This window comes from Methylomonas koyamae (genome assembly GCF_019669905.1).
In the GTDB taxonomy this organism is placed as follows: Bacteria; Pseudomonadota; Gammaproteobacteria; order Methylococcales; family Methylomonadaceae; genus Methylomonas; species Methylomonas koyamae.
Map to the genome: position 1 here is coordinate 3,563,403 of NZ_AP019777.1, position 26,519 is coordinate 3,589,921.

Genomic DNA, 26,519 nt, shown 5'->3' on the forward strand with positions numbered 1-26,519 from the left:
CTACCGCAAAATTGCTACCAAGCAATTACCCAGCAAAATCAGACAAATAACCAAAATTCACAACTCAATCTATCAACATAATCCGGCCGCCGCCATTCAATTGAACCGAAGTTTTTCCTGCAAACTCAGCAGGCCTTTATGCGCCGGGTTGACCTCCAAGCCCTCCTGAACTCTCTTCAGGGCTTCGGAACGGTCGCTCTTTTCGTAAAACTCCCAGGCTTGTTGTTCCAGGGTATCGGCGATCTTGTTCAAACCGGCAATCGCCGCTTTATTGTACGGATCGATCTTCAACACCTCCTGGTAAGCCCAAAAGGCGTTGCTACCGGTCGGCGCAGTCAAATAGCCCACGTCGAAATGAATCTCGGCCAGTTCCAACAGGTCCTTGATCTTTTGCAGTTGTTCCGCGGTCAGGCTCGGCACCACCTTGGGCGGTTCGGCCACTGCCGTCTTCTCGGTCAACGTCCAATAGACGTTGACGCCGATCGAACAAACGATAATCAAGGCGCTGGCCCACAGGCCGTAATACACCGACGAACGCGGGCCGATAGACGCGACGAATTCGTCGATACTGGCGCTGCGGTTTTCCTGCTTGAACGCCAGACCTTTTTGCAAGCCCTTCCACTGCCGGCGCGACAATTTCGGAATCGGCTTCGGCTGCAAATTCAGTTCCCTGGCTTTTTCGGCGGACAAGCGGCCGAACGGATGCTTACCGGATAACAACTCGTAGGCGATACAAGCCAATGCATAGATATCGTCGCGCGGATCCGGCGCGCTGTGCTGCAATTGCTCCAGACTGGCGTAGGCTGGCGTCATCGCCCCCAAATCGCGGGCATTGAACACAGTCGCGTCGTGGCCGTCTTTCTCGCCGCGGCCGATGGCGCAGGCAATGCCGAAATCCAGCACTCGGATTTCGCCGTCGTCGCTGACGAAAACATTGCCGGGTTTGAAATCGGAATGGACGATATTTTTGCTATGCGCATGCCCCAGGGCTTCGGCCATGGCATGGATGATAGGCCAGGCTTTTTTGAACGGCAGACCGGTTTCGGCGTGGTCGCGGATCAAATGGCTCAACGGCCGGCCTTGTAGATATTCCATCGACATGAAGACGTAGCCGCCGTCCCGGTCGAAGTCGTAAACTTTGATGATATTGGGGTGGGAAAGGGTTTGCGCCCGCTTGGTTTCGCGTTGCAGCCCGACCAGCGCCATCGGATTGAACTGAAAATCCTGGTTCAACACTTTCAAAGCCACGAACGGGTCTTTATCCGCTGCCTCGACTTTGCGCAAGTCGGTAGCCTTGAACACCATGCCCATACCGCCGACGCCGAGCAGTTCCTCCAGCACAAAGCGGTTTTTCAAGGTACAGCCGACCGTCAGCTCCGCTTGCGGTTGGCTCGGGTCCAAACCTTGTAACAGGGATTCGGTGGTCATGGTCGGCGCCTGGGTTTGCAGCGAGGTCGGCTCGGCTGCAATCGGGGCCGCCGAAGGCCCTGGCACGACCTCTGTCGCCTCGTCGGCCGACGCGGGCCGCGGCGCCAGTAACGTTTCGTCGTCGCCGCCCGCCGATAGCGGTGAAACCGGCGCAACCGCCAAACGGGTTTGGTCCTGCAAGGCCGCCTGCAACGCGAAATAGCGCTCGGCCGCCAAGCCGCCGCCACGGTATGCCGCCTCCAAATGTTGCAACGCTGCCGCCACTTCCGCGGCCGATTGCCCGCCGGCAGCGCGGGCCGCCGCCAATAACTCGTCGAATGAAATTTGCGATTGCCGGAACGCGTTTAATGCGCTATCAAATGCTGCCATGATCAATCCAAAACCAAATTGTCCAAGGATTTTAGCCGAAGACCTGGTTTTGTGTCGCCGCCGCTACGGACAACCGCCCGATTCCGGCCAAGGCAGCGCGCAAATATGCTGAAACCACGTGCCCATCGGTATTCGTTACTGGTATGGCTGACGCTGGCGCCAATGCTGCCGGGCTGCGTTTCCCCGGTCGCCAAACTGCATCAACAAGCTAGTGACTTCGGTTTCGTCGGGCTGGACCTCAGCGGCGGCGGTTATATGATGCGCGGCTTCCTCAATCAGCCGGCCCCGGCCGCAGCACGGCTACACGTTTACTTGGAAGGCGACGGCCGGCCGTGGGAGCGCGGCGTGATTCCCGCCGCCGAGCCGACCACGCGGGACTCGGTGATATTGCCGTTGATGGCCGCCGATCCGGCGCCCAGCCTGTATTTGGGCCGGCCTTGCTATAACGGCCACGCCGAAGACCCCGGTTGCACCCCGGAACTGTGGACCGGCAGCCGCTACGGCGAAAACGTCGTCGCCAGCATGGCACAGGCGTTACAACGCTTTATCGAGCGGAACGGTTACCGCGAACTGGTATTGATCGGCCACAGCGGCGGCGGCACGCTGGCCCTGCTGCTGGCGGAAAGATTGCCGCAAACCGCTGCCGTCGTGACCTTGGCCGGCAACTACGACATCGAGCGCTGGACCGCTTACCACGGCTACCAGCCGCTGCAAGGCTCGCTCAATCCGGCGTTACGGCCGCCGGGCCGGGTGCCGGAGTGGCACTTGCTCGGCGAGCGCGACCCGATCATCCCGCCGGCATTGTTCGAACCGGCTTTAAGCGCCCGCCCGCACGCCGGCGTGATTCGGGTCGATGCCGACCACAGCCGCGGCTGGCAGGCGATCTGGCCGGAAATATTGCAGCGCTTGCACAGCGTGAGATAAGCGCTATTGCGGCCCGGCGGTTTTCTGCTATCGTTGCCGGCCTAACCCTTCACAGCAAAAAGGCGGCTCGTTATGGCTCAGAAGATGTATCAAAATCGTACGCTCGCTCTGGCGATCGGCAGCATACTCATGGCGGCTTGCGCCCGCGACGTCAGCCAAGAAGAAATGGCCAAGGCCACCGAAGGCTACATCGTAGCCGATACCAATAAACTGTTTGTGGTCGATTGCCTGCTGCCCGGCCAGGTACGCAAACTCGGCTCGCAAATGACCTATCTCAGCGCCCGCCGACCGATTCGCACCACCGCGGCGGATTGCGAAGTCCGCGGCGGCGAATATGTCGCCTACGACCGTGCCAATTACGCCAGCGCCTTGAACATCTGGCTGCCGAAAGCCCAGGAAGGCGACGCCTCGGCGCAATTGACCGTCGGCGAAATTTTCGAGAAAGGTCTGGGTACGCAAGCCGACTACAAGGCCGCCGCACAGTGGTACGAAAAAGCCGCCCAGCAAGGCAATGCCCAGGCGCAATTGAACCTGGGCCATCTCTACGAAAAAGGCCTCGGCGTCGCCCAGGACAAGGAAGCCGCGTTGCGTTGGTACCGCAAATCGGCCGGCCTGGAAGACGCCGGCATCCAATTCGCCCCGGCGGTCAATGCCCAGGAACTGGAGACGCTGCGCGGCGAAGTCGCCGAATCGCGCCGCGAAGCCGAACAACTGCGCGAGCAATTGCAAAACACCCGCCAACAAACTCTGGACCAACAGGAAAGCCTGCGTAAGGCCCAAAGCGAATTGGAAGCCTTGCGCAACAAGCTGCAGCAACAAAAATCCACCGCGCCGGGCAATTCCAGCGACATCGAAATGCTGGAAAAACAATTGCGCGAAAAAGAGTCGCAACTCAAAGAACAACAGGCCAAACTCGGCACGTTGACCCAAACCTTGAGTCAGGAGCGGCAACGCATGAAGCGCGAGCTGGAAACAGCCCGCCAAGAGGCTCCCGCCGCCAAAGCCCTTGATAGCAAGGCCAACGAACTGGAAAGCCGGCTGAACGAAAAAATCGAGACTTTCCAAAAACAATCGGCCGAATTGACCGCTTGGCTGACTTCGCCCGACAAACTCGACCGTAGCCAGATCGACAGTCGCAAACAAGCATTGCAACAGCAAGCCAAGGAAATCGCCGCGCTGAAAGAAAAACTGGAACAATCGCGCAGTACGCTGCTGGCTTCCGGCGCCGGGCCGAACATCGAGTTGATCGAACCGGCCGTGACCGTCACCCGCGGCATCCCCAGCATCCAATTCGCCGTCGGCGAAAGCAGCAAACGCATCATCGGCAAAATCGACGCCAGCACCGGCCTCAGCCGCTTGTTGCTGAACGACAAACCGGTCAAAGTCGACGCCAACGGCCGCTTCGAAACCGACGTCAGCCTGCAGGGCGACGAGACGGTGGTCCGTATCAGCGCGACCGACAAGCGCAACCAACGCAGCGACCTCAGTCTGCGCCTGCTGGCAGCCAGCAGCGGGATTGCGGCCGAACCGTTTCCGAGCGGCAACGGCAGCGGCGGCGATCTGAAACGCAGCGGCGATATCCAGTTCGGCAAGTTTTACGCCATCATCATCGGCAACAACGACTACGGCGCCTACCCGGCGCTGAAAACGCCGATGGCCGACGCCAAGAGTCTGGAACTACTGTTACGCGAGCGTTACGGCTTTAAAACCAAACTGCTGCTGAACGCCAACCGCCACGCGATCATGTCGGCGCTGAACGAGCTGAACCAAAAATTGACCGAGCAGGACAATGTGCTGATTTATTACGCCGGCCACGGCGAAATCGACAAGCGCAGCCAAACCGCCTATTGGCTGCCGGTCGATTCCGAAACCGGCAACAGCGCCAACTGGATTTCCAGCCAAAGCATCACCGAGTTTTTGAGCATCATGCCGGCCAAGCACATCATGGTGGTGGCCGATTCCTGTTATTCCGGCGCCTTGACCGGGTCCGCGGTGGCCAAATTGCCCGAGGGCATGGACGACGCCAAACGCGAGCGTTGGTTGAAAGCGATGAACAGCCGCAAGGCCCGCACCGTGTTGACCTCGGGCGGAGTCAAACCGGTTATGGACCAGGGCGGCGGCGAGCATTCGGTGTTTGCCAATGCGTTTTTGAAGGTGTTGCGCAGCAACAAACGCATTATCGAGGATTACGATATTTTCAGAGACGTGGCGAATCAGGTGCAGGCGTCGGCGGCGCGCGGCGGCTTCGAACAAAAACCGCAATATGCGCCGTTACAACATGCCGGGCATGAAGGTAGCCCGTTCTTTTTCGTACCGGAGGTTTGATCCCGCCGAAGCGGGCCGGGCCACTAAAGCCCGGCCGGAACGGATGTTTTAAACGCTTATTTCCATTTCGAAAATAAATCTTTCAGCTTGTCTTGCTTGGCCGCGGCCGGGATTGGCGCCGGCTCCGGCGTTGGCACAGGCTCCGGCTCGGGAGCCGCGACCGGAGCGGGTTGCGCTTCCGCGGCCGGTTTGCTTTTGCCGAACAGGCTTTTCAATTTACTAGCTTTTGCCGGCGCAGCCGGCTCTGCCACCGGTTCGGCAACCGCAACCGGCGCTGGCGGCGCGGCTTCGATAATCGGTTCCGCGGCCGGCGCGGCCGCTTCTTCGACGGCTTCGGCCACCTCCACCGTAGTTTGGGTACCCAGCTTCTGGTCCAGTTTGGCCATTTGCTGCATCGTGTTGTTCAGTAGCTGTTTGAACTTACCGAAGCCGCCGCTCTTCTCGACGGCCTTATCCACCGACGAATGCTTGGCCGTAGCGGCAATATCGTTAGCGGCGACGGTTTCGACCGGGGCTGCGGCAGGGGGAACCGGAGCCCGCGCAGCCGCAGGCTCGACCGCTGCCGGTTTTACCACTGCCGGCGCGGGAGCGCTGGCCGCTTCGATCACGCTGGGTTTTGGCTCGTCCACCGGTTCGGGTCTGGGTACTGGCGCGGGAGCAATTGAGACAGCCGCGTTGTCCGCCGGCTTGACCTGCTCCGCGAATTCGGTTTGGTAGCGGTTGACGGTTGCGGCCAGCGCTTTCTCGGCATTGGCTTGCTGGCGTTCGAATAGAATTTTTTGCTCTTCCAGCGCCAGTTCCAATTTAGCGACCTGCGCGGTTTGTTCTTCCACCTTACGTTGCAGCGGCTCCAGCAAGGCGTCCTTTTCGGCCAGCTTCGCGCTTTCCGCCCACAGCGACAATTGCAGATCGGTCTTGCCTTTTTGCTCGGCTTGGAAACGTTCGACCGCCTGCTCGCTAATCGCCGCATACCGGTTCCACAGTTCGCCGTTGTCGGCCGAGTTAGCCGCAGGCAGGCTCGGCTCGGTCAATTCGAACTTGTTGGCCAAAGCCTTGATGCTGTCGATCAGTTGCCGGTTGCCGGCCACGACTTGTTCTTCCAAACCGGCGGCGCGTTGCGCGGATGCTTCGGCGGCGGTTTGCACTTCGGCCAATTGCTGGACGCTGGCGGCCAATTCGGCTTGGCTGCTTTGCACTTGCTGCTGCGCCGCTTCCAGGTCGGCCTGCAAGCCGAGACGCATTTTCACCAGAGCGGCGTTGGCTTTTTTCAAAAAGTAAATACGGATACTGTAAAAAATCGAAGTCAGCAACCATACCGCAATGGCCACGGCTCCGGCATATTCCGGATTGGCAACGGTTAATTGGTACCAATCCAATAATATGCTTTGAATCATCGGTAAATATGCGTCCATAGAAAATCCCGGCTAAATGTAGTTTTTATAATGAAGACCCGCGCCCGGCACCGAGCGGCCTGGAACCGCTCCGGATCGGAACGGTGCAGTATACCAGCTTGATTGTATTACGGATTATCGGCGTCCGCCGGCCGGCGGTATCGGGCAGCCGCAGCGCCGGATTAAGCCGCTGTTAAGCGCTGGGCGGCCAGACTAGCGGCAGGATCGCCAACAGGAACCGACATGAAACACGTACCCAACGCAATTTCCCGCAACCGCACCGTACCTTATCTGGCTACCGACGGCGCGTTACGCTTCTGCGTCAGCGCACCGTTGCTCGAACCGCCGGCGGATTTCAAAGAGTGGTACCGCCCACGGCAAAGACCGGAGCGGCCACGCCGGCTGGAGTCCGCCGCGGCTGCCGCTAAGCCGGTTTGCGCCGCCTGACAAGATCGCCAACCCGAAAACCGGTCGACAGCGCCGTTCCGGCCAAGATCACCGCCATGCCAAGCAGTTGCTGCGGCGTGACCGCTTCGGCTAGATACAGCGCACCCCACAAGGTCGCGAATACCGGATTTAAAAACGTGACGGTCAATGCCGAAGAAGCGCCGATATCGCGGATCAACCGGTAATAGAGCGGAAAGGCGACGCCGGTGCAGACGATACCCAAACCGACCACGGCGATTAACGACTCTGCCGTCGGCACCTGCTTTACCGGCCACAGAAACAACATCGGCAACAAAAGCAGCGACGCCGCCCACAGGCTGCCGTGAGCGGTCTCGAACGGTGCTAATCTGGCGTTGGCCTTGGCATAATTCGTCGCAATGCCGTACGAAAATGCGGCGGACAGCGAACCGATTACCGGCAGCAAAAATTGGTCCGGACTCGCGGCCAGCACCCCCCAAAACAACAGCACGACGCCGCAGAACGCAGTTACCATGCCGCACAGCCTTTTAAAATCGAGCCGCTCAAGTCCGAGCGCCAAACCGATCGCATAAGCCCAAATCGGCGCAGTCGCGTTCAACACCGACAGTTGCGAAGTCGACAGCGTTGCCGCCGCATAGGCGAACAAACTGAACGGCAACGCGACGTTGAAAAACCCCATCGTCAGCAAATAACGCCAGTTCCGCAACAATCCGCCCGACCGTTTCCTGAACAAGGCCAGCACGAACAGAAATAACGACGCCGACAACACCCGGCCCTCCGCGACATAGGCCAGCCCCAAAATCGGCGCGGCAATCCGCATCAACAGAAAGGACCCGCCCCAGATTGCAGACAGAAGCAGCAAGCGCAAAGCATCGGCAAAAGCCATAAGGATGATCGGTTGTTGGAAAAGGCATTATTGTGCCGCACCGCTACGCAACCGAAAACGTGCCGCAATCGAAATACCGCCGGACACGTCGCCCACGGCGATGAGCGCATGCGGCAAGACAAATACCCCGCGAATACGTTAACCTTGCCGTTTCAGTCGTTGGCTTCTGGAGCACGCTCTATGCGAAACGGAACAATCCCTACCCTGGCTACTGTCGCCGCCGCCGTGGCCGTTTTGGCCGGCTGCGCCGGCATTCCGGCATCCGACCCGCGCGACCCGTGGGAAAACTGGAACCGGCCGGTGCAAACCTTCAACGACCGTGTCGACGACTACGTGATGAAACCGGTGGCGCGCGGCTACCGCTGGATTACGCCGGACTTCGTCGATGCCGGCATCAGCAATTTTTTCAGTAACGTCGCCGACATCCGCGTGTTCATCAACGATGCGCTGCAGGGTAAATTCCAGCAAGCCGGCATGGACGCCGCCCGCTTTTTGGTCAATACCACCGCAGGCGTGGCCGGTTGGTTCGATCCGGCCAGCAGCATCGACTTGCCCAAACACCACGAAGATTTCGACCAAACCCTGGGCTATTGGGGCGTCCCGACCGGACCGTATTTGGTATTGCCGCTGCTGGGGCCGAGTTCGCCGCGCGGCGTCGTCGGCTTGATCGGCGATACCGCCGCCAACCCGATCAGCTATACCGGACTGTTCACCAACTCGTCGGTACTATCGCAGGCGATCTCCGGCGGCTTGGGCGGCCTCAACGCCGCCGATTTGCGTGCCGACAATCTGGAAACCGAAAAAATCGCCAGCGAAGCCGCCGTCGACCGCTACGGATTTTTCCGCGGCGCCTATTTTTCGCAGCGCAACTATTTGGTCAACGACGGCAACGTCACCGACGACGACATCTTGCATCTCGACGAAACCGAGGAAAAACTGTCGCCGGTCAATCCGTATTAACCGGCACATCGGCCGCAGGCTTGATCCGGGCAAACGCGCCATCCGGCAAAGCTTGCCCGGTCGATCATCGAGCGACAACCAGAGCGACCTGCCATGAAAAAACCGATATTCACCGCGTTATTGAGCCTCATCGGGACCCATGCCGCCGCAATGCCGCCGGACATCCGTTCGTTGCCGCTGGAGCGGATCGGCATCGAACGCATCGATATCCAGAGCCAGATCAGAACCTGGACCCTGAATAAAGTCTGCATCGACGGCCAGGCCTACCTGCTGTTAATGAAAGGCTTGACCGAACCGGTGAGTATTACGGCGGCGTTCGCAAACGGCAAGCCTGAGCAATGTAGGGTCGCAGCCGACGACACTTTACCGGGCAAATGACGACCCGTTCCCGGCCAACATAGCACGTCCGGCCTGCAACCGGTCGAGCACCGGAGACTCGTCGAACCTCTGCGCCTGTCGATCCGCTTTACACTCCGGTTGCCGAGTGCCGGCCGGCAAGGCCAACCATTTGTACCGCTACCGTTACTGGAGATTGGCTCGATTTTTGTTTGTTATCTTTACAGTTTGCCCAACCGAATCCATTGAGCCATGTACCTGAAGCAGCGCTCCGAAACCTATTTCGACCCTTACTGGCGCACCCGCGCTCAGAAAATCGCCCCTGGCGAATACTGCGTCGCCGCGGCCGACTCGGTCATCGTTACCGTGCTCGGCTCTTGCGTCACCGCCTGCATCCGCGACCGCAACAAGGGCATCGGCGGCATGAACCATTTCATGGTCGCTAACACCAACGAAGGCCGGCCGGTCAATGCGCGTTTGGAACACCAAGCCAAGGCGGCGATGGACAAATTCATCGACCACTTGCTCGACTTTGGTGCGGAACCGCACCAGTTGGAAGCCAAACTATTCGGCGGCGGCAATATTCTGAACGGATTGCAGCGCGACAACGTCGGCGCCCGCAGCGCACAGTTCCTACGCAATTACTTGGCCGAACGCGGCATACCGGTTGTCGCCGCCGACATGCTGGACATTTATCCACGCAAGGTCTCCTTCTTTCCCGAATCCGGCAAAGTGCTGGTCAAAAAACTGAAAGACATCAAAAACGAAACCATCCTGATCCGGGAACAGCAATATTCGCAGCGGCTATTTGCCGGCAGCCTGGCCTAGCCGGTTTTGGCGATAATCGCAAGCTCATCCGAACCACCCCGCTAGCCAATTCGCCGCGCGCTCGCCGCAATAGCAAGTAAACCGGCGCATTATCAACGGCATAGTCTTTATTGCAGCCGGAATAACCCTGCTATCCGTACGTGATACAATCCGCGACTCACCCACAATCAAATCAAAGGAATTTTATGCCTTTTCTCAAACACCTTGGCTTGCTGTTGTTCTCCGCTTCATTCGCTGCCGGCGCCGCGGAAATTCCGCTGACCCAAGCCGACCTGCTGGGCACTTGGCAAATCGAAAAAGAGTCGGTCAACGCCGACGGCAGCGGCGCCCGTGGCCTGAACACGACATGGACCTTCAGAAACGACGGCACCATGGAAGGCATTTCCCAAGAAAACGACTCCCATGCCCGGATCGAGCAACTTAAAGCGGTATTGAATTACAGCGTCGAAGACGGCAAGTTGAAAAAACAAGCGGCGCCGGGCCGCTCGAAAATGGAAACCTGTGCCGCCACTGCCAGAGACGGCAACAAAATGGTCTTGAAGTGCCAGTCGATTTATTTCTTTATGACAAAAAAATAATCTTAGCGATCTGCACGGGCGACATGTCGAACCCACCTTACCCGGCTTCTTCCCGTGCGGAGCCCTTAAGGCGAAACACCTGGATGCGTTTCGTGAAACCGGCTGTAAATGAGTGCCGCCGCGTCAGCGACACAACCGGGCCAACAGGCGAAAAAGCCCCTACTTCTCCAACTTCCCCTTCAACCCGTTCAAGCCGTCTTTGAAAAACCGGGTCATGGCCTCGACGGCGGCGGCGTCGTTCAGGTTGTCGGGCGGCGTGTTGCCGGTGTCGCCGCGGTAGAAGCGGCTTTTCAGCGTGACGACGCTGGAGTCGGCGCTGTCGCCGTGGCCGACTTTCAAGTCGACGGTATGGGAGCTGGTCGGAAAGGCTTTGACGTTTTCGGTTTTCAGCCGATAGCTGTATTCGTGTTCGGCCTCGTTGTAGTAGTCGAGCTCTTCGACGATGCTTTCGCCGTTCTGGAAGGTCAGTTTGCGGCTGCCGCCGGACTGGTTTTTGCCGTCGCCCTCGGCCGCCTTCAAATCCGGATGCCAATTGCCGATGTCGCCGAAATTTTTTACCGCCTCCCAGACCTTGGCGACCGGGGCTTGAATCGTCACGCTTTCCTTGGCTTTTTGCGGAGTGGGGCCGTGGGCCTGAGCTTGGCTGCACAGCAGGGTGAGTCCGAGGGCGTATATGATCTGGCGCATGCTAAATACCGGTAATAGTTAAAACCGGCATTATCGGCAACGGCGGCCATTCTGCCTTGGGAAGAATGCCTGTTATGCGCCGGGCAGTTTTCATTAATTTGGCTGCCGCCGGGCCGCCGCGCGCAAGCCCGCTCAGACCGGCTTGCTGATGCCCAAGCGCTCCATCCGCGAACGTAACGTGGTCGATGGCACGCCAAGGATTTTGGCGGCACCCTGGTTGCCGGCGATACGCCAGGAGGTAGCTTCCAGCGCTTTCAGAATATGCTGCCTTTCGGCTTCGTCCAACGTCAGGATCGGCCCTGCGGCTTGCGCCCCCCCGCTCGCGGTGGCGTGCACGCATTCGACGTTGGCGAGTTGCGAGCCGTTGGTCAGAATCACGGCCCGCTCGATGATGTGCTGCAACTCGCGGATATTGCCGGGCCAGATGTAGCTTTGCATGTCCGACATCAACCGTTCCGGAATCGTCGTAATTTTCTTGCCGAACTTGGCCGCGTATTTGTTGATGAAATGCCGCACCAGATGCGGAATATCTTCTTTGCGCTCGCGCAGCGGCGGCAAATGGATCGGAAATACGTTCATCCGGTAATACAAGTCGGCGCGGAACCGACCCTCTTGGGAAAACTGGGCCAGATCGCGGTGGGTGGCGGCGATGACGCGCACGTCGCATTTCAGGGTTTGAGTGCCGCCGACCCGTTCGTATTCGCCCTCCTGCAGCACGCGCAGCAGTTTGGCCTGCATTTCCAGCGGCAGTTCGCCGATCTCGTCCAAAAACAAGGTTCCGCCGTTGGCCAATTCGAACCGGCCCAGTTTGCGGTTGATCGCGCCGGTGAAGGCGCCTTTTTCGTGGCCGAACAATTCGCTCTCGGCCAGATTTTCCGGAATCGTCGCGCAGTTCAATTTCACCAGCGTCTTGTCCTTGCGCCCGCTCAGATTATGGATCGCCCGCGCAATCAACTCCTTACCGGTACCGGTTTCGCCGGTGATCAATACCGTCGCATCGGTCGCCGCCACCTGCTTGACCAACGCCATCGCCTGGCGCAGGCCGGCCGAATTGCCGATCAATTCCTCGCCGTCGCGGCTGGCCAAAACCTCTTCCTGCAGATAAGAATTGATGCCGCGCAGGGTATGGCATTCGGCTTCGGCCTGTTCCCGCGCCTTGCGTTCGTTGATGTCGCGCAGAATCAGGATGTAAAGCTGTTGGCCGGACGATTCCACCCGCGATATGGTGGCCTCGATCGGGAATTCGCTGTCGTCGCCGCGGCGGGCGGTCATGCCCTCGGAAATCCAGATCGCCTGCTTGGCCGGCACGCCGGCGCGGAAATTGGTCACGGTCTTGTACAACTCCGGCGACAGGAAGCGGTCTACAGCGCGGCCGATGGTGTCTGTGGCTTTGCGGAGGAACATTTGCTCGGCGGCGGCATTGAACATGGTAATCCGGCCGTCCTGGTCCAATGCCAGGATCGCGTCCATCGCGTTCTCGAAGATGCGCGACAGGCGCTGCTCCTTTTCCTGCAGCTCCGATTTGAGCATTTGCAAGGTCAAATGGGTTTGCACCCGGGCGATGACTTCCTCGTATTGAAACGGCTTGGTGATGTAATCGACCGCGCCGACGTGGAAACCCTGCACCTTGTTGGCGGTATCGGCCAGCGCCGTCATGAACAGCACCGGAATCTCGCGCGTGGCCGGGTGGCTTTTCAACGTGGCGCAGGTGGTGAAGCCGTCCACGCCCGGCATCAGCACGTCCAGCAACACCAAGTCCGGCTGCCGGCTTTTCGCCAGTTCCAGCGCGGTTTCGCCGGTCTCTGCGCGCAGCACGTCGAAACCGGCGTCGTTCAATAAAAACGCCAGCTCTTCCAGATTGACCGGATTGTCGTCCACCATCAGGATGGTGGGTTTGGCGTCGGAGCGGGCGGACATTGTCATACGCTATTCTCGGCCAGGAAAGTTTGGATTTCGGGTTCCAGGCGCAGCATCGCCGCGCGCAGCAAGGCCAGATCGGCGCCGGCATCGTCATAGGCGGCTTCCAGGCCCGAGGATTCGATGCGCTGGGCGATCTGGCCGAATTCGAAGGCGCCGATGCTGTTGGCCGAGCCCTTCAAGGTATGCGCCGACAGGCGCAGGGCTTCGCCGTCGCGGCGTCTGATCGCCTCGGCGGCGTCTTCCAGCAAACCGGTGGACTGCTCCAGAAACAGCGACATCATCTTGGCCAGCAACTGGCTGCGGCCGCGCACCCGGTTGAGAGCCTCCTGCCATTCCAGTACCGGCGCTGCCGGCGCCGCAGCGCCGCTTTGGTGTTCCAGTTCTGCCGCCGCCATATTCCAACACTCCACAGTCGCTAGTAATTCCTGTTCCTGCACCGGTTTGGCGATGTAATCGTCCATGCCGGCGGCCAGACAACGTTCGCGGTCGCCCTTCAAGGCGTGGGCCGTCATCGCCACGATACGCTGGTGTTTTTGAGTTTGCGCTTCCGCGGCGCGGATCGCTTCGGTGGCCTGGAAGCCGTCCATCACCGGCATTTGCACGTCCATCAGGATCAAATCGAATCGGTCGCGCTGCAAAATATCCAGCACTTCCTGGCCGTTGTTGGCGACTTGCACCGTATGGCCGCGCTCTTCCAGCAAGGCCACGGCCATGAACTGGTTCACCGGGTTATCTTCGGCCAACAGAATATTCAGTAATTTCGGCGGTTTCGCCAATACCAGCGGCCCGCGCTCGGCCGAACGGCTTTCGGCCTTGCCCAGCGCCGACTGGATCGCATGCCACAGCTCGGAGTGCTTGACAGGCTTGCGCACGTACAGATTAATACCCAGATCGCGGCAGCGTTCCGAGTCGTCGGGGCGGTCGGCCGACGACAGCATCATGATGGTCACCGGCTCCAGCCGCGGGTCTTCGCGGATCATTTTCGCCACCATAAAGCCGTCCATGATCGGCATCATCGCATCGAGCAAAATCAAAGAATAAGTGCCGCCGGTTTCGGCCATGCGCTGTAAGGCCTCGATCGCCGCCTCGCCGCTGTCGACCGTGGTCGGGGCCATGCCCCAATGGTGCAGAATTTCCTCGAACACGCGCAGATTGATGTTGTTGTCGTCGACGATCAACACCGGCAGTCCTTTAACGTCGATCAAGGCCGGCGCGGCGGCTTCGGCGTCGCTCCGGCTATGGCGGTCGAACCAGGCGCTGAAATAGAAGGTGCTGCCTTTGTGTTCCTCGCTTTCCAGCCACAACTGGCCGCCCATCAGTTCGACCAGCCGCGACGAGATCGACAAGCCCAGGCCGGTACCGCCGAATTTGCGGGTGGACGAGGCGTCAATCTGGGCGAAGGCTTCGAAAATCAATTGCTGTTTGTCGCGCGGAATGCCGATGCCGGTATCCTGCACGGAGAAATGCAGCCGCACCCGGTCGTCGTTGACCGCCTCGGGTTTGACCTGCAACACGATCTCGCCGTGCTGGGTAAATTTGATCGCATTGCCGACCAGGTTGATGATGACCTGGTTCAAGCGGCCGATATCGCCCATCAGGTCGTCCGGGGTTTCCGGATCGATGCGCAGCATCAATTCCAGGCCTTTTTCGTGGGAATGGCCGGCCAGCAGTTTCAGCGTGTCGCCCAGGCTTTCCCGCAATTTGAACGGCGCGTGGTCCAGCTCCAGCTTGCGGGCGTCGATCTTGGAAAAATCCAGAATGTCGTTGACGATGCGCAGCAAGGCATCGGCCGAACTGTTGGCCATCGATAAAAACTCGCGCTGCTGCGGCGTCAATTCGGTGCGTAAGGCCAGGCCGATCATGCCCATGATGCCGTTCATCGGCGTGCGAATCTCGTGGCTCATGTTGGCCAGAAATTCGGTCTTGGCGCCTGCCGCCTGCAACGCCGCGTCGCGGGCCGACACCAAGGCCTGGCGCATTTTCTCCAGATGCTCGGTCAAGGCCAGCACTTCGCTGATCTTGGTGCCGGAACTGAATTGGCGGGTGTGGTTGCCGGCGGCGATCTGTTCGGCTTCGTCGCGCAAACGCTCCAACGGACTGACCAAGCGGCGGCCGAACAAACCGACCACCAGTAGCGACAAACCCAGATAAATCGCGACGAAGTAGGCGCTGCGCTGGTAAATGACGACGATGTCGTGGCGCACCTGGCGTTCGTCGTAGCCCAACCGCAATATCGCCAGCGAACCGTCGTCGGGATTGGCGACCGGCACGGCCAGGAAGTAAATGTCGTCGCCGTGCTCGCCGAAGAAAAAGTCTTCCTGGAATTGCTGCTTGGCGTTGAGTTCGACATCGGCGTGCAATTCGCCGCTTTCGCTGACGATGTCGGCGTAAGCCAGGCGGCCGTTCAATAAAAAATCGCCTAACAATTCCTGCAATTCCCGGCTCTTGCCGCCGCCCAACCGCGGCGCGATCAAATTGCCGAACAACAGCGCGTCGGAGCGGACGAAGTTGACGAATTGTTCTTCCACGCTGGGCTTGATCACCCGGTAAATGCCGAACAACAACACCGGCACCAGCAACAGGTGGATACCGACCACCGCCAAAATCATGCGTCCGTTGAAACTATGAAAAAACCGCCTCATTCCGCCGCTCCCTGCCATAACACGTTAACCGCTTTGATACCTTGATTGGCCCGCACCTGGTCTTCCCATAAGTAGGTCACGGTGCCGGGATGTTGTTGCAATGCCGCCAGCAAATCCTTCAAATCGCTGTAGCTTTCCGGCCGTTTGCCGCCTAGGCGGAACACGACGGAAATGGTCTGGTTTTCGTAGGCGTTCGCCGACATGAACGCCACTTTTTGCAGAAACACTTCGTAAATCAACGGGTCGCTGACGTTCAACAACGGCACCGGCCGTTCGCCGCCCTTCTCCAGCGGCACGCCCAGAAACAGTTTTCTGGCTTCCTGCACCGTCAACGCTGGTACCGACGAAGCGGTGCCGGTGACCAGCACCAGCGATTGTCTGGTAACCGCCTTCAGGCTTTGTACGCCGAGCACAAACAGCAAACCGAACAGGCACAGGCCGCGCAACCGTCTCATGGAAATACCGCGCTCCATTGAAACATGACGACGCCGAAATGGTCGTCGCGCAAATGGTCGCGGGAAGCTTCGACCTTCAACGCCATGTTGTTATTGACTTTATAGCGCACGGCGCCCATGAAACGGTCGTCGACGAATTTGGGGAACATCGCCAGATAGGGGTCGTGGTTGGCGCCGAACGTACCTTCTACCCGGCCGACCAGGGTCCAGCGCGGCATCACCTCCCATTCCACCTGGCCGTAGGCGCTGAGGAAATCGTCGTTCTTGGCGCCGCCGTGCGGGTTTTCCAGCCGGTTATTGACGTAAACCAGTTCGCTGAGCAGCGTTACCGCATCGATCTGGTGGTTGGCGTAGGCGGTCGCAACGTACTGGATGACGTTGTTGACTGTCAATTCGTCGGAATGGATCTGGTTGTAAGCGCCGGAGATGCCGTACTCGTCGACGCCGAAGCTGACTGGCTGGTAACCGAGGCGGAACGAGGCGGCCGGCCGGTGCGAGCCGGCCGGCTCCACCAGATTGAAGGCTTCCAGGCCGCGGTTGATTTGCGGGCCGGCGCCGGCACCTATCGTGTAATAAACGCCGCCCTCGTCGAGCTGGTGCACGCCTTCCCACAGAAAACCGGTCAGATGGTTCGGAATCACGCCGCCGGCCGTTTCGAAGGCCATGATGCCGGGCCGGCTGATCGTGGACTGCAAAAACGCGCCGTGGTGGAATTGCATATTCCAGTAGCCGATCGGGTTATGAAACCGCCCTAGCCACAGAGTGGATTCGTCGCCGATATGCAGGCCGAGTTGAAACCGTTCCAGATTATGGGTTTTGCTGCTGACCAGCCATTCGCCGAGAAAACGGAAGCGCTGGTAATCGGTGGTGTAAAACACGTTGATGGCCGGGATCACGTCGCCGGTACTGAGCTTCTTTTGCGGTTCCTGGTCGTAGCGGACGATACCGGTCAAATCCGGAAACAACAGCAAATCGCCCGGCAGCATGCTGGCATCGCCACTCGCGGCGTGGCCGGCGTGGCCGAGCCCGGCCGCTTGCGCCGCGGCACAGGTCAATGCAAGGCCATGAATCGCCGCGGCAAGCGTACGCAGCTTACGGAAAAAGTTCGCTGAACGGTGTCGTCGCCGCATGTTGGGTTCTCTGCCGAAAGAAGCCTGGCTAGATTGCTATTGGTTGAAAGTACAAGTCCGGGTCGAAATTTAGCGAAATGTATCACATTTCAAGCTGAGGTTGACGCTATTTCGTAACTGCCGGCCTCCGCCGCAACCCCGGGCCGCAGCAATGCGCCATCTGCCGCCAATATTTACGAAATGTCGTAACCGCTACGAATAATAGTAACGACTTTGGCCGGTTCCGTCCGCCGCCAGCCGGGCAAGCGCCCCGCAAAATCAAAAAAATACAAATACATTCAATAATTTATAAAAACAAAGCCGGCAACTAGGTTATTTGGCCCGGGATTTGCCATAAGTGAAATAGTTCTCTTACTTCACAACGACAAACGTCGTTTAATCCAACCAGACCGAACGGGAGCCGATTGCCATGAACAGATTACGCCTTCCCCATTATTGCGACAGATGCGGCGACAGCTTGTCGCAACACGAACAACGCCTGTACAGCGACGGCGAGGCTTTATGCGCATTCTGCGAACAAATGCGTAGCGAAGCGCTGGAAATTTACCGGCAAAACCTGGCGCGCAAAGCCGAAATGCCGCGCCTGCGGCCGGTCAAAAACGCTTGCCTGTGAGCGCCGCCCACGCCGGCGGCCAACGACAAAAACCACCAGGAGCACGTAAATGAACCCTTCCAAACTGCTAACGGCCTACTGGCACGAGTTGAAACGCTGCGCGATCAGCCTGCTGTTCATCGTCATAGGCTTGTTTTTGGCTACGGCCAATGCGCCGGCGGCAGAGGCCACGGCATTAACCGGATCGACCGAGCCGGCAGCCGTGACGACGCCGGCTGAGCCCAACCCGTCCTGCCCCCGGATAGCGAATTTTTTTAGTCAGCGGTAACAGCAACCTCCAGTCGGGCGAACGCCATACGGCGTCCGTCCGGTTTTTTTTGCGTTTCGCCCGGCATTGACTGTGTCCGAGCCCGCGGTAAGCTGGTTAGCACGGGGTTGGCGTCCGGTCAAGACTGTATCCCTCGAAGCGCATCCGAAGGCGATCGCCGCCATCCCCACCCGAAAAACCGTCTCGGCTTGACTATGCCGAGTTGCAAGGTAACTTGGCTCCGGTGGTGCTCGTGCTGCTTCGGTTTAGGTTGGAGATAGCTAAAACGGACACATTAGCGCCACTGACTCATTTACGCAGCCCCCTCCCTCGAACAATGCCACTCCCGCTTCCACCTGCGCGGCTAGCTCCGGGTTATAGCGGTATGAACACGAAGGCCAGCACATCGTTGCAGTAACCATCCGCGGTTTTGTATTCGCGGTAGCCCTTCCCGGCCGCAATCCCTAACACATAATTCGCTCCCTCGTGGCGCAGCAGCGACGAGCTGGTCTGGCCGTTTTTCAAAGCAAAGTGGCTATCGTCCAGCGGCAAACGTTCGCCGACCCGGTAATGGCCATGGTTGGCAAGCCCCAAAATTCGGCCCTGGCGATCGGTAAACGCGGCAAAACTGTTTTTCAGCGGCGCGCCGCCGGCTTCTTTGGGAAGGAGCTCCCGCAGCATCGCGCTGAATTGCGGTTCGCTGTCGAACACAATGCCGATACCGCCCACCACCCGGCCGTTGCCGGCCGGATCGGTCACGGCGGCGTTATAAATATAGGTGTGGCGGCCTTGATAGAAGCGGCTCGGCACGAAATCGGAAACCCCGTAATGCTGACTGTCGGCGTTGTTCAATACGGTTCTGCAGCCGCTGGCTTCGTCGGCCTTGCTGCCGATCAACGCCGTTTGCGTCGCATCCGACACCGCGACAATCTCGCCGTGGGCATCGTACAGGTACAGGTTGGTATACACCGTGTACAGCGCGTTGATATAAGCCAGGATTTCGCACATTTGCCGCTTCTCCACAGCAGTGGTTTCGGTTTTGGCCAGATTGCGGCGGAAAGCCGAAGTCAAGGCCCACCAGCGGCAATCGTTGGCCCGTTCGTACAGGTTACGATCCATGATGTTGACGGCGAGCGACGCTAAAAAACCGGCGTTGTTCAGATGCGACGACATCACCGTGACTTCCTGCAGACTGTTCACCGAAGCCGCGAAAATGCCGGCAATATCGGTACCGATCTGTTTGATCGCTTCCAGCACCGGCATGAATTCGGCCGCATTCTGGCGGGCGGAGGCGATTTTGCCGTTCAACACCAGCAGCCCCAAATCGGCGTTGATATCGACAGAAGCTTTGTGGATTTCCTTTAATTCCGGCGGAAAACTGTCCGACTGGCCGATGATCTCGCTGTAGTCGGCACCGCCCTGCTCGTCGCCAGCGCGGCCGAAAGCAAAATCCAGCCGCGTCATCATCTGCCCGCGCCAACCCAGGCCGTAGTATCCCTGATAGCCGTTACCGGGCCGGGTATTGACGATGTAATCCTGGCCCTGAAAATTGACCAAGCCGACCGCCTCGCTACGCGGAAAGCGGGTATCCACCGGCAGCAATTGCTCGTTGCTGCTGGCGATAACCCGCCGCTCCGCATCCAGGATGGCGATGATGCCGCGGTCGCCCGCCGCCAACAAATCGGCAAATATGCCGCGCATTTCGTCTTCGAAGCGAAAACACAGGCACAGCACGCCCAACACCCGAGAGTTCTTTTGGTCGGTTTCGGTGATCTTGCAGGAATAAATCAGTGAGCGGCAACGTTCGGCTTGCAACACACTGTAACGGAAGGTTTCCAGATAATCGCGGTCGCTGTGCAAGGTCTCCGCCACCAGCGGGTCGCTGCCTTCGATCCGGTTATCCGGGTCCAAATGCGCCCGCAACCGGCCCTGCGCATCGAAAATGGCGATTTCGTCGTAAACGCTGTACTTTTTCACGTATTCGCGCAAACGGTTTTCGATGCAGCGGACTTGTTCCGGCTCCGGCTCGGTCTGAGCCAAAAACACCCGAATATCGTCGTCGGTGGCCAGAAAGCCGACGTCGGCGGTGCGCTCGAACAAATTTCGCACCAGCAGATCGATCGCCACCTGCGCTTTCGAGGCATTGTCCAGCACCAGCTTCTGCACGTTCTCCACCAGCAGGTTATGGGTCAGTTTGCGCTGCAATTCGCCGAATTTGCTTTGCGTACGTGCCATATCGTCCAGAATGGTCGGCGCAACATTGTGGCTGTTGATCTTGCCGATCAACGTGATTTTTCCCCACCAGTCGTTCAGTTGCGCCAGACGCGTTTCGAAATTTCTGACGTCGACCATTGCGTTCAGTAGCTTGGGCGTATGTTTCTCGATCAATGCATTCATATGACTCAATCCCTGCAAAGTTAGCGGATGCGAAACCGCGGCCGCTAATTTGCAACGCCCCGGCGCAGGTCTGATAGCAGGATTCGTACCAGCGCCAATGCCAGCCATTTTTTGCGAAACCCGTCTCACCCCCAACTCACAGCGCACCAAGCCAGCGCATATCGCACCAAGCTGAATCAGCCCATTTTGCCCAAAATTAGGTCCCAGGCACTAGAACCAGGCACAACAGCGCCGCTGGCGTGCAAATTGCCGCCGCCTCCGCGTCCGGCAACGGCGGCGGTTCCCGCCAATCGGCAGCGGGTACGAAATGTGCTTAACTCCTGGTTGGTTTATTCAACGATCCCCTTCATGCCAGCCAACTCCAAACTTTCCGCCGCGTCCGACTTCTCGCCATGCCTGAACCCGAAACTGCGCGCGCTGCTGCAAGACCGCGAACGTATGCTCAGCATGCTGATGAGCAATCTGCAAGGCATGGTGTATTGCTGCCTGCTGGATGCCGACTGGACCATGGTCTTCGTCAGCGAAGGTTGCCGGGCGCTGACCGGCTACTCGTCGGAGGAATTGCTGTTCAACAAACGCATTTCCTACGAGGAATTGACGCTGGCCGAAGACCGCCTTTGGGTGCGAAGATTGATCGAAAAAGCCGCCCACGCCCGGAAAAAGTTCGATCTGGAATACCGTATCGTCCATGCCGACGGCAGCGTCCACTGGGTCCAGGAAAGCGGATTTCCGCTGTTCAACGACCACAGCGAACTGGTGGCGCTGGAAGGTTTCATTCAGGACGTGACGGCGCGCAAACGCAGCGAGCAAGCGGCCCGCGACGCCGAAGCCCGTTACCGCTCGATTTTCGAAAACGCCATCGAAGGGATTTACCAGACCACGCCGAGCGGCCAATACCTGGATTTCAACCCGGCGCTGGCCCGCATCTACGGTTACGCATCGACTCAGGATTTGCGCAACGGCATTTCCGATATTCAACGCCAGCTCTACGTCGATCCGGAAAAACGCGGCGAGTACATAGCCATCATGCAAGCCAACGGCGAAGTGCGTAACTTCGAAGCCCAGGTCTACCGCAAAAACGGCGACATCATCTGGATCACCGAGAACGCCCGCGAAGTGCGCGACCGCGACGGCCGGCTGTTGTTTTACGAAGGTACGGTCGAAGATATCTCGGAACGCAAATATTACGAGCAACAAATCGAATACCAGGCCACCCACGACATGCTGACCGGGCTGCCCAACCGCACGGTGTTGTCCGACCGGCTGCAACAGGCCATCAATTTCGCCGCCCGCTACGACAATATTCTGGCGGTGGCCTTCGTCGATCTGGACCAGTTCAAATTCATCAACGACAGCATGGGCCACCATGTCGGCGATTCGCTGTTGGTAGTGATGGCGGAACGGCTGGCGCAGTGCGTGCGCGACTCGGATACCGTGGTCAGGCTGGGCGGCGACGAGTTCGTGCTGCTGCTGTGCAGCCTGCAAAAGATCGAAGACATCAGCCACAGCATGCAGCGGATTCTGGCGGCGGTGGCGGCGCCCTGCACCATCGACGGCTTGGAATTCGTCGTATCCTGCAGCATCGGCATCAGCGTCTATCCCGGCGACGGCCAGGAGGCCGGCACGCTACTGAAACATGCCGATTCGGCGATGTACAAAGCCAAACAACTCGGCCGCAACAATTTCCAGTTTTATACCCGCGAGTTGAACCAGGTTTTGACCGAACGCATGGCGATAGAATACCGGCTGCGCCACGCCATCGAGAACGAAGAATTTCTGCTGTATTACCAACCCAAAATCGAATTGGCCAGCGGCCGGATTTGCGGCGCCGAAGCCCTGATCCGTTGGCAGCCGCCCGACGGCGCTTTAATTTCGCCGCTGAGTTTTATTCCGATCGCCGAAGAAACCGGCCAAATCGAGCAAATCGGCCGCTGGGTACTGCAACAAGCCTGTCTGGCCGCCAACCGCTTCCAACAAATCCTGGGCCGGCCGCTGCCGGTTGCGGTCAACGTGTCGCCGCGCCAATTTCGCCAGCGCGATTTGATCGGCACCATCGCCGCCACGCTGGCCGCCACCCAAGTCGCCGCGCACACGGTGGAACTGGAAATCACCGAATCCTGCCTGGCGCACGACACGCCGCAATTCATCAAAACTCTGCACGGCCTGAAAGCGTTGGGCTTGACCCTGGCCATCGACGATTTCGGCACCGGCTATTCCAGCATGGCCTACCTGAAGGACTTTCCGGTGGACCGCTTGAAGATCGACAAGGCGTTCGTCGGCAACCTGGAACACGAATCCACCGACGCCGCGATTTTGAAAGCCATTATCGCGCTGGGGCACAGCCTGGGCTTGAAGGTGGTTGCCGAAGGCGTCGAGACCGAACAGCAATCCGCCTACCTGCTGCAAAACGGCTGCGATGAAGCCCAAGGTTATTGGTTCGGCCAACCGCTAGCGGAAGCGGAATTTTGCGCGCTGCTGACCAGCCGCTAGGAGAGTCGCTATTTTTGCCGAAAGATTTTTTCGGGCCTCCTGCCAGAAAAAATCGACAAAAATTACGCGGTCGCTTCTGCCTTCGGCGGCCTCGATTCGTCCCTTTCGTTGCGAAAACCCACCCGGCATTAAGGCTATCGTGTACTGAAAATCTTCGCTTCGCGTTCGCTCCGTTTCTAAGATTTTCAGTGCTGGACATGCTTATGCCGGCGCCCATCCAATCAGCGCCGGCGTAGCCAGATAGGCAGTTGGCCTCTCTCGGCCGAGCGAACAGCCGCCGCTTATGCCCGCTGGCGGACGGCGTAATTACCTTGTTCGAGCTCGGAATAACGACGGTAGCCGAGCTGGTAATCCTCTTGCCACAGCGGATTTTGCAAAATGTGGTGGACATCCAGCCGGTAAGGCGTGCGCAGACCGCGATGTTCGCACGGTTCCGCCACCTGGTGCATTTCGAAGCCCTGTTTTTTCACCGCATAAGCCAAGGCCGGCGCGACCAGAATGAACCAGTGCTCGATGCCTTGCTCCACCGAATAATCGACGGCGGCGCGGTACAGGCCCCACATGATGCTACGGCTTTGCTGGCGTAAGGTGTTCAGGTATTTGACGTTGCTTGCCGGATCGGGCTCGGTTTGGCTGAGGATGCGGGGAGCGAAGCGCCGGGCTTCGCGCAACACGCACAGGCGGGAAATTTCGATGGCGCCGCGGTAATCGGCGTCGGCCAGCGGCTGGTCCGCTTCGCATTTTTCCTCGAACGGAAAGCGCTGCCGATGCGGACTGACCACGCGCAATGCGCCCAGCCATTGGCCGGTGTAACGGTGGCGGACCATGAAATGCTCGGCGTGTTGGTCCCACTCGTCGAATTCCAATTGTTGCGGAAACAGCTCCTTGTCTTCGTAGCCGAGCTCGTCGCAGTAGACTTGATAGCGGAGGTTGTAGTGGATTCGCTTGCTTTCCGGCGTATCAGCTAAAAAAACCTCAAAACAGTTGTCGAAAGAATGCTTTTCAGAAATCAAGTTGAAACTCCATAACAAAATTAATCAAATCCCTTAAATTCAGGCGCTAACTTTCTGGCGTCATTGTAACGCTGCGAAGCGGTTTTGCCGAAGCGCCCTGCCGGGGAATTATGTTTTCCATTCAGCTATTTGCCTGTAGTTCTGCCAATAAATCGCGATAGCGTCTCGTAAGCTACAGGGCCAAGATTAAAGAAAACCTGCAATTTTCATTAAGGAATCATTAAGAAACGGTATTTTTCAAGCAAAAAAGCCCGTCGGAAGCGGAAAATTTACTAGAGCCGCAGGCCTTGGCGGGCCTGGGCTTGAAGCGGATATTGCGAAATCAGTCCGCGCCTGGCGGCGCGGATGAGGAAAATGAAGCGGACCAGTAGGCCCGGTGCAAGCTGAAATAGCGGTTGACGCCGGCCGGCAAACGCCGGTGGCAGGAACGCCCGATGTGATAACCCAGCCACTTCAGCAAGGTCCGCAGCATCGCGGAAGGCAGCAATGCCGGCGCATGCCGAAACAAATAACGCATTTCGGACCCGACGAAGCGTTTGCCCTCGCCGGCGGCACCGCCGAAAGTCCGCTGCAACCACGCCGCCCGGTTATGAAACACGCCGATATCGAAATAGCGTCTGAATTCGTCGGCAAAGCCGTAATCGTGGGAATGGAATACCCTGGCATCGGCGCAATATTGCAATTTCCAACCGTGCAACAGCATCTTTCCGGCGGCGAAGGTATCTTCGTTCATTACGGTATGCCGCGGAAAACCGCCGGCTTGCAACAACGCGCTACGCCGGTAGCCGGCAAAGGAATTGGAGATGAATACGGTCTTGATGCCGAAGCGGTCGCGGTCGGCCAGGCTGCGCACTTGGCTGTGCGCCGGGTAATTGAACAGGCGGGCGTGGGCGCCTATGGCACCGGCGCCGACATGCGGCAACTGCCGGCCATAGGCGACACCGACTTCGGGATCGGCGAAGGCCGCCAGTAAATTGGCCAAGGCCTCGGCGTCGGCCAGCAAGGCGTCCTGGGTCAGAAACAGCAGAATCTCGGCATCGGCCAGATAGTCGACGCCGAATTGGCGGGTACCGCCGTGGTTGAAGTCTTGGCGGGCGATGGTTTTCACTTCGAAACCGGCCGCTCGCGCCAGTTCGGCGGTCGCGTCATCGGACGACGAATCAATCAACAACAGATAATCGGGCTTGCGGGTTTGGCCGGCAAGCGCTTGCAACCAAGCCGGCCATAAAGCGCCGACATTCAGCGTCGGTACGATCAGCCCCACTTTGCTCATGTGCGCTGCTCCGCCAAACTAGCAACCGGGCCGAATTCGGCCGGTTCCGTTAACGCCTGCCAGACCCGGTCGCCCAGCGACACGGCATCCAGCGCTTGTTCGGCATGGCGCCGCGCGGATTGCGACATCTGCCGCCAGCCTTCGGCGTCGATCGCCTGCGCCGCGCGCAACACCTGGCAAACGGCAGCGTGGTCGCGTTCGAACACCCAACCGGCGCCGATCTGAGACAGGTGATCCCAGGCCAAACCTTTGGCGACCAGGGCCGGCCGGCCGCTGGCCAAGGCTTCGGCGACGACGTTACCGAAATTCTCGCGCATGCCGCCGGCCTGCTCCAGACCGGACGGCAAGACCAGAAAATGGCTTTGCGCCAGCAACTCTTTGACTTCATCGGCCGCCAGATAACCCCGGTACTCGATTGCGCCGTCGGCTTGCGCTACCAATTGCAAAAACTCGTCGAAATAAGCGCCGTCGACGCTGCGGCCGGCGACGACCAAACTGTCGCCGCTACACCGGGTTTGCAACCAGGCGCGAATAAAACCATTGATGCCTTTCTCCTGTTGCACGTGGCCCAGAAAACATAATTGCAAACCGGCCTGCGCCGGATAATCCGCAACCCGGAACGCCCGGCTGTCGATGCCGTTCGGCACTAACAAAATTCGCCCGCCGCCGGCCAACGCAGTGCGGACGCCCTCGGCTTCGGTATCGCTGGTGCAATGCACGGCAACGGCCCGGCGTAAGGTCGGAAACGTCAGCCAGCGGTAAAACAGCCATTTCAGCGGCTTGCGGCGTTTTATCAACGCCACGTGCTCCGGCATCAGGCCGCCGTGCACGGCAACGACGAACGGCCGCCGCAATAGCAGACAAAACCAGGCCGCCAAGGTCGAGGGCCAGGTGGCGATACCGTGAATGTAAAGCCGCGGCGCTTGCCGGCACAACTGCCAAATCGCCGGTATTGCCCCCAAGCCGAAGCCCCAGCGTCGCCAGCCGTAGCAGCGGTAAAGCCGCACGTCGACCGTATCGCCCAATTGCACGTCTTCGGCGCGCAAACGGCCGGAAATCGACTCGTCGGACGCCACCAAAGCCATACGGTGACCGCGCTCGGCCCAGGCCTGGGTCAACACGCCGCAAGTCACCGATACGCCGCCGTAGCCCTTGGCCGGCGGCACGTGCGTCGCAACTATTCCCACATCCATCCTATTCT

At 59.0% G+C, this 26,519-nt stretch carries 22 protein-coding genes; 10 read left to right on the plus strand and 12 right to left on the minus strand.

The features are described from left to right. Positions 1-96 precede the first annotated feature (96 nt). The gene (locus MKFW12EY_RS15970; RefSeq protein ID WP_221053356.1) at positions 97-1,797 is read right to left on the minus strand and encodes a serine/threonine-protein kinase; all 1,701 of its coding nucleotides are present in this window, start codon (positions 1,795-1,797) and stop codon (positions 97-99) included. A 105-nt stretch (positions 1,798-1,902) separates the two neighbouring features. Here MKFW12EY_RS15970 and MKFW12EY_RS15975 point away from each other — a divergent pair, with 105 nt between their 5' ends. Together MKFW12EY_RS15975 and MKFW12EY_RS15980 are read left to right on the plus strand one after the other, a co-directional pair. After that, entirely contained in the window at positions 1,903-2,721 is an 819-nt protein-coding gene (locus tag MKFW12EY_RS15975; RefSeq protein ID WP_245006328.1) for an alpha/beta fold hydrolase, read from the plus strand. An 84-nt stretch (positions 2,722-2,805) separates the two neighbouring features. Continuing rightward, positions 2,806-5,046, plus strand: coding sequence for a caspase family protein (locus MKFW12EY_RS15980; RefSeq protein WP_245006329.1), 2,241 nt, complete (start codon positions 2,806-2,808; stop codon positions 5,044-5,046). Positions 5,047-5,102: 56 nt separating this feature from the next. Here the strand turns inward: MKFW12EY_RS15980 and MKFW12EY_RS15985 are convergent, their stop codons facing one another. Further along, entirely contained in the window at positions 5,103-6,458 is a 1,356-nt protein-coding gene (locus MKFW12EY_RS15985; protein ID WP_221053358.1) for a coiled-coil domain-containing protein, read from the minus strand. Positions 6,459-6,680: 222 nt separating this feature from the next. On the opposite strand from MKFW12EY_RS15985, the gene MKFW12EY_RS15990 reads away from it, so the two are divergent. Continuing rightward, the gene (locus MKFW12EY_RS15990) at positions 6,681-6,884 is read left to right on the plus strand and encodes a hypothetical protein (RefSeq protein ID WP_054762987.1); all 204 of its coding nucleotides are present in this window, start codon (positions 6,681-6,683) and stop codon (positions 6,882-6,884) included. Here MKFW12EY_RS15990 and MKFW12EY_RS15995 read toward each other — a convergent pair. Then, the gene (locus tag MKFW12EY_RS15995) at positions 6,862-7,749 is read right to left on the minus strand and encodes a DMT family transporter (RefSeq protein WP_221053359.1); all 888 of its coding nucleotides are present in this window, start codon (positions 7,747-7,749) and stop codon (positions 6,862-6,864) included. The genes MKFW12EY_RS15990 and MKFW12EY_RS15995 overlap by 23 nt on opposite strands. A 180-nt stretch (positions 7,750-7,929) precedes the next feature. On the opposite strand from MKFW12EY_RS15995, the gene MKFW12EY_RS16000 reads away from it, so the two are divergent. The 4 genes from MKFW12EY_RS16000 to MKFW12EY_RS16015 all read left to right on the plus strand — a co-directional run bounded on the left by MKFW12EY_RS16000 (position 7,930) and on the right by MKFW12EY_RS16015 (position 10,451). After that, positions 7,930-8,709, plus strand: coding sequence for an MlaA family lipoprotein (locus MKFW12EY_RS16000; RefSeq protein WP_054763001.1), 780 nt, complete (start codon positions 7,930-7,932; stop codon positions 8,707-8,709). A gap of 93 nt (positions 8,710-8,802) precedes the next feature. Further along, a complete protein-coding gene (locus MKFW12EY_RS16005; protein ID WP_054762990.1) occupies positions 8,803-9,087 on the plus strand; it encodes a hypothetical protein in 285 nt (94 codons plus the stop codon). A 210-nt stretch (positions 9,088-9,297) separates the two neighbouring features. After that, on the plus strand, positions 9,298-9,873 hold the full coding sequence (locus MKFW12EY_RS16010) for a chemotaxis protein CheD (protein ID WP_054762991.1): 576 nt from the start codon (positions 9,298-9,300) through the stop codon (positions 9,871-9,873). Positions 9,874-10,058: 185 nt separating this feature from the next. After that, the gene (locus MKFW12EY_RS16015) at positions 10,059-10,451 is read left to right on the plus strand and encodes a lipocalin-like domain-containing protein (RefSeq protein ID WP_054762992.1); all 393 of its coding nucleotides are present in this window, start codon (positions 10,059-10,061) and stop codon (positions 10,449-10,451) included. A 159-nt stretch (positions 10,452-10,610) separates the two neighbouring features. Here MKFW12EY_RS16015 and MKFW12EY_RS16020 read toward each other — a convergent pair whose 3' ends face one another. The 5 genes from MKFW12EY_RS16020 to MKFW12EY_RS16040 all read right to left on the minus strand — a co-directional run bounded on the left by MKFW12EY_RS16020 (position 10,611) and on the right by MKFW12EY_RS16040 (position 17,285). Beyond that, positions 10,611-11,138, minus strand: a complete 528-nt coding sequence (locus MKFW12EY_RS16020; protein ID WP_054762993.1) for an SRPBCC family protein — start codon at positions 11,136-11,138, stop codon at positions 10,611-10,613. Between the two features lie 132 nt (positions 11,139-11,270). Then, positions 11,271-13,061 (minus strand): sigma-54-dependent Fis family transcriptional regulator, encoded by a 1,791-nt coding sequence (locus MKFW12EY_RS16025; protein ID WP_054762994.1) that lies wholly within the window; start codon positions 13,059-13,061, stop codon positions 11,271-11,273. Continuing rightward, positions 13,058-15,700 carry a hybrid sensor histidine kinase/response regulator gene (locus MKFW12EY_RS16030; RefSeq protein WP_221053360.1) on the minus strand — a complete coding sequence of 881 codons (2,643 nt, stop codon included), beginning with the start codon at positions 15,698-15,700 and terminating at the stop codon, positions 13,058-13,060. The genes MKFW12EY_RS16025 and MKFW12EY_RS16030 overlap by 4 nt, the downstream gene beginning before the upstream one ends. Then, positions 15,697-16,155 carry a hypothetical protein gene (locus MKFW12EY_RS16035; RefSeq protein WP_054762998.1) on the minus strand — a complete coding sequence of 153 codons (459 nt, stop codon included), beginning with the start codon at positions 16,153-16,155 and terminating at the stop codon, positions 15,697-15,699. Before MKFW12EY_RS16035 ends, MKFW12EY_RS16030 begins: the two co-directional genes overlap by 4 nt. Next, positions 16,152-17,285 (minus strand): TonB-dependent receptor, encoded by a 1,134-nt coding sequence (locus MKFW12EY_RS16040; RefSeq protein ID WP_221053361.1) that lies wholly within the window; start codon positions 17,283-17,285, stop codon positions 16,152-16,154. Before MKFW12EY_RS16040 ends, MKFW12EY_RS16035 begins: the two co-directional genes overlap by 4 nt. Before the next feature lie 409 nt (positions 17,286-17,694). Between MKFW12EY_RS16040 and MKFW12EY_RS16045 the strand changes: the two genes are divergently transcribed. After that, positions 17,695-17,898 (plus strand): hypothetical protein, encoded by a 204-nt coding sequence (locus tag MKFW12EY_RS16045; protein ID WP_054763131.1) that lies wholly within the window; start codon positions 17,695-17,697, stop codon positions 17,896-17,898. Positions 17,899-17,947: 49 nt separating this feature from the next. After that, positions 17,948-18,166, plus strand: a complete 219-nt coding sequence (locus MKFW12EY_RS16050; RefSeq protein WP_221053362.1) for a hypothetical protein — start codon at positions 17,948-17,950, stop codon at positions 18,164-18,166. Between the two features lie 354 nt (positions 18,167-18,520). Here MKFW12EY_RS16050 and MKFW12EY_RS16055 read toward each other — a convergent pair whose 3' ends face one another. After that, complete coding sequence (locus MKFW12EY_RS16055) at positions 18,521-20,542, minus strand: cache domain-containing protein (RefSeq protein WP_054763133.1); 2,022 nt, start codon at positions 20,540-20,542, stop codon at positions 18,521-18,523. A gap of 348 nt (positions 20,543-20,890) precedes the next feature. Between MKFW12EY_RS16055 and MKFW12EY_RS16060 the strand changes: the two genes are divergently transcribed. Next, positions 20,891-23,032, plus strand: coding sequence for a sensor domain-containing protein (locus MKFW12EY_RS16060; protein WP_245006330.1), 2,142 nt, complete (start codon positions 20,891-20,893; stop codon positions 23,030-23,032). A gap of 281 nt (positions 23,033-23,313) precedes the next feature. Here MKFW12EY_RS16060 and MKFW12EY_RS16065 read toward each other — a convergent pair whose 3' ends face one another. The 3 genes from MKFW12EY_RS16065 to MKFW12EY_RS16075 all read right to left on the minus strand — a co-directional run bounded on the left by MKFW12EY_RS16065 (position 23,314) and on the right by MKFW12EY_RS16075 (position 26,511). Then, a complete protein-coding gene (locus MKFW12EY_RS16065) occupies positions 23,314-24,045 on the minus strand; it encodes a PEP-CTERM/exosortase system-associated acyltransferase (RefSeq protein ID WP_054763136.1) in 732 nt (243 codons plus the stop codon). Between the two features lie 322 nt (positions 24,046-24,367). Continuing rightward, positions 24,368-25,318: a glycosyltransferase family 2 protein gene (locus MKFW12EY_RS16070; RefSeq protein ID WP_221053363.1), complete on the minus strand. Its 951-nt coding sequence runs from the start codon at positions 25,316-25,318 to the stop codon at positions 24,368-24,370. Further along, positions 25,315-26,511, minus strand: a complete 1,197-nt coding sequence (locus MKFW12EY_RS16075) for a glycosyltransferase family 4 protein (protein ID WP_054763134.1) — start codon at positions 26,509-26,511, stop codon at positions 25,315-25,317. The genes MKFW12EY_RS16070 and MKFW12EY_RS16075 overlap by 4 nt, the downstream gene beginning before the upstream one ends. Positions 26,512-26,519 lie beyond the last annotated feature (8 nt).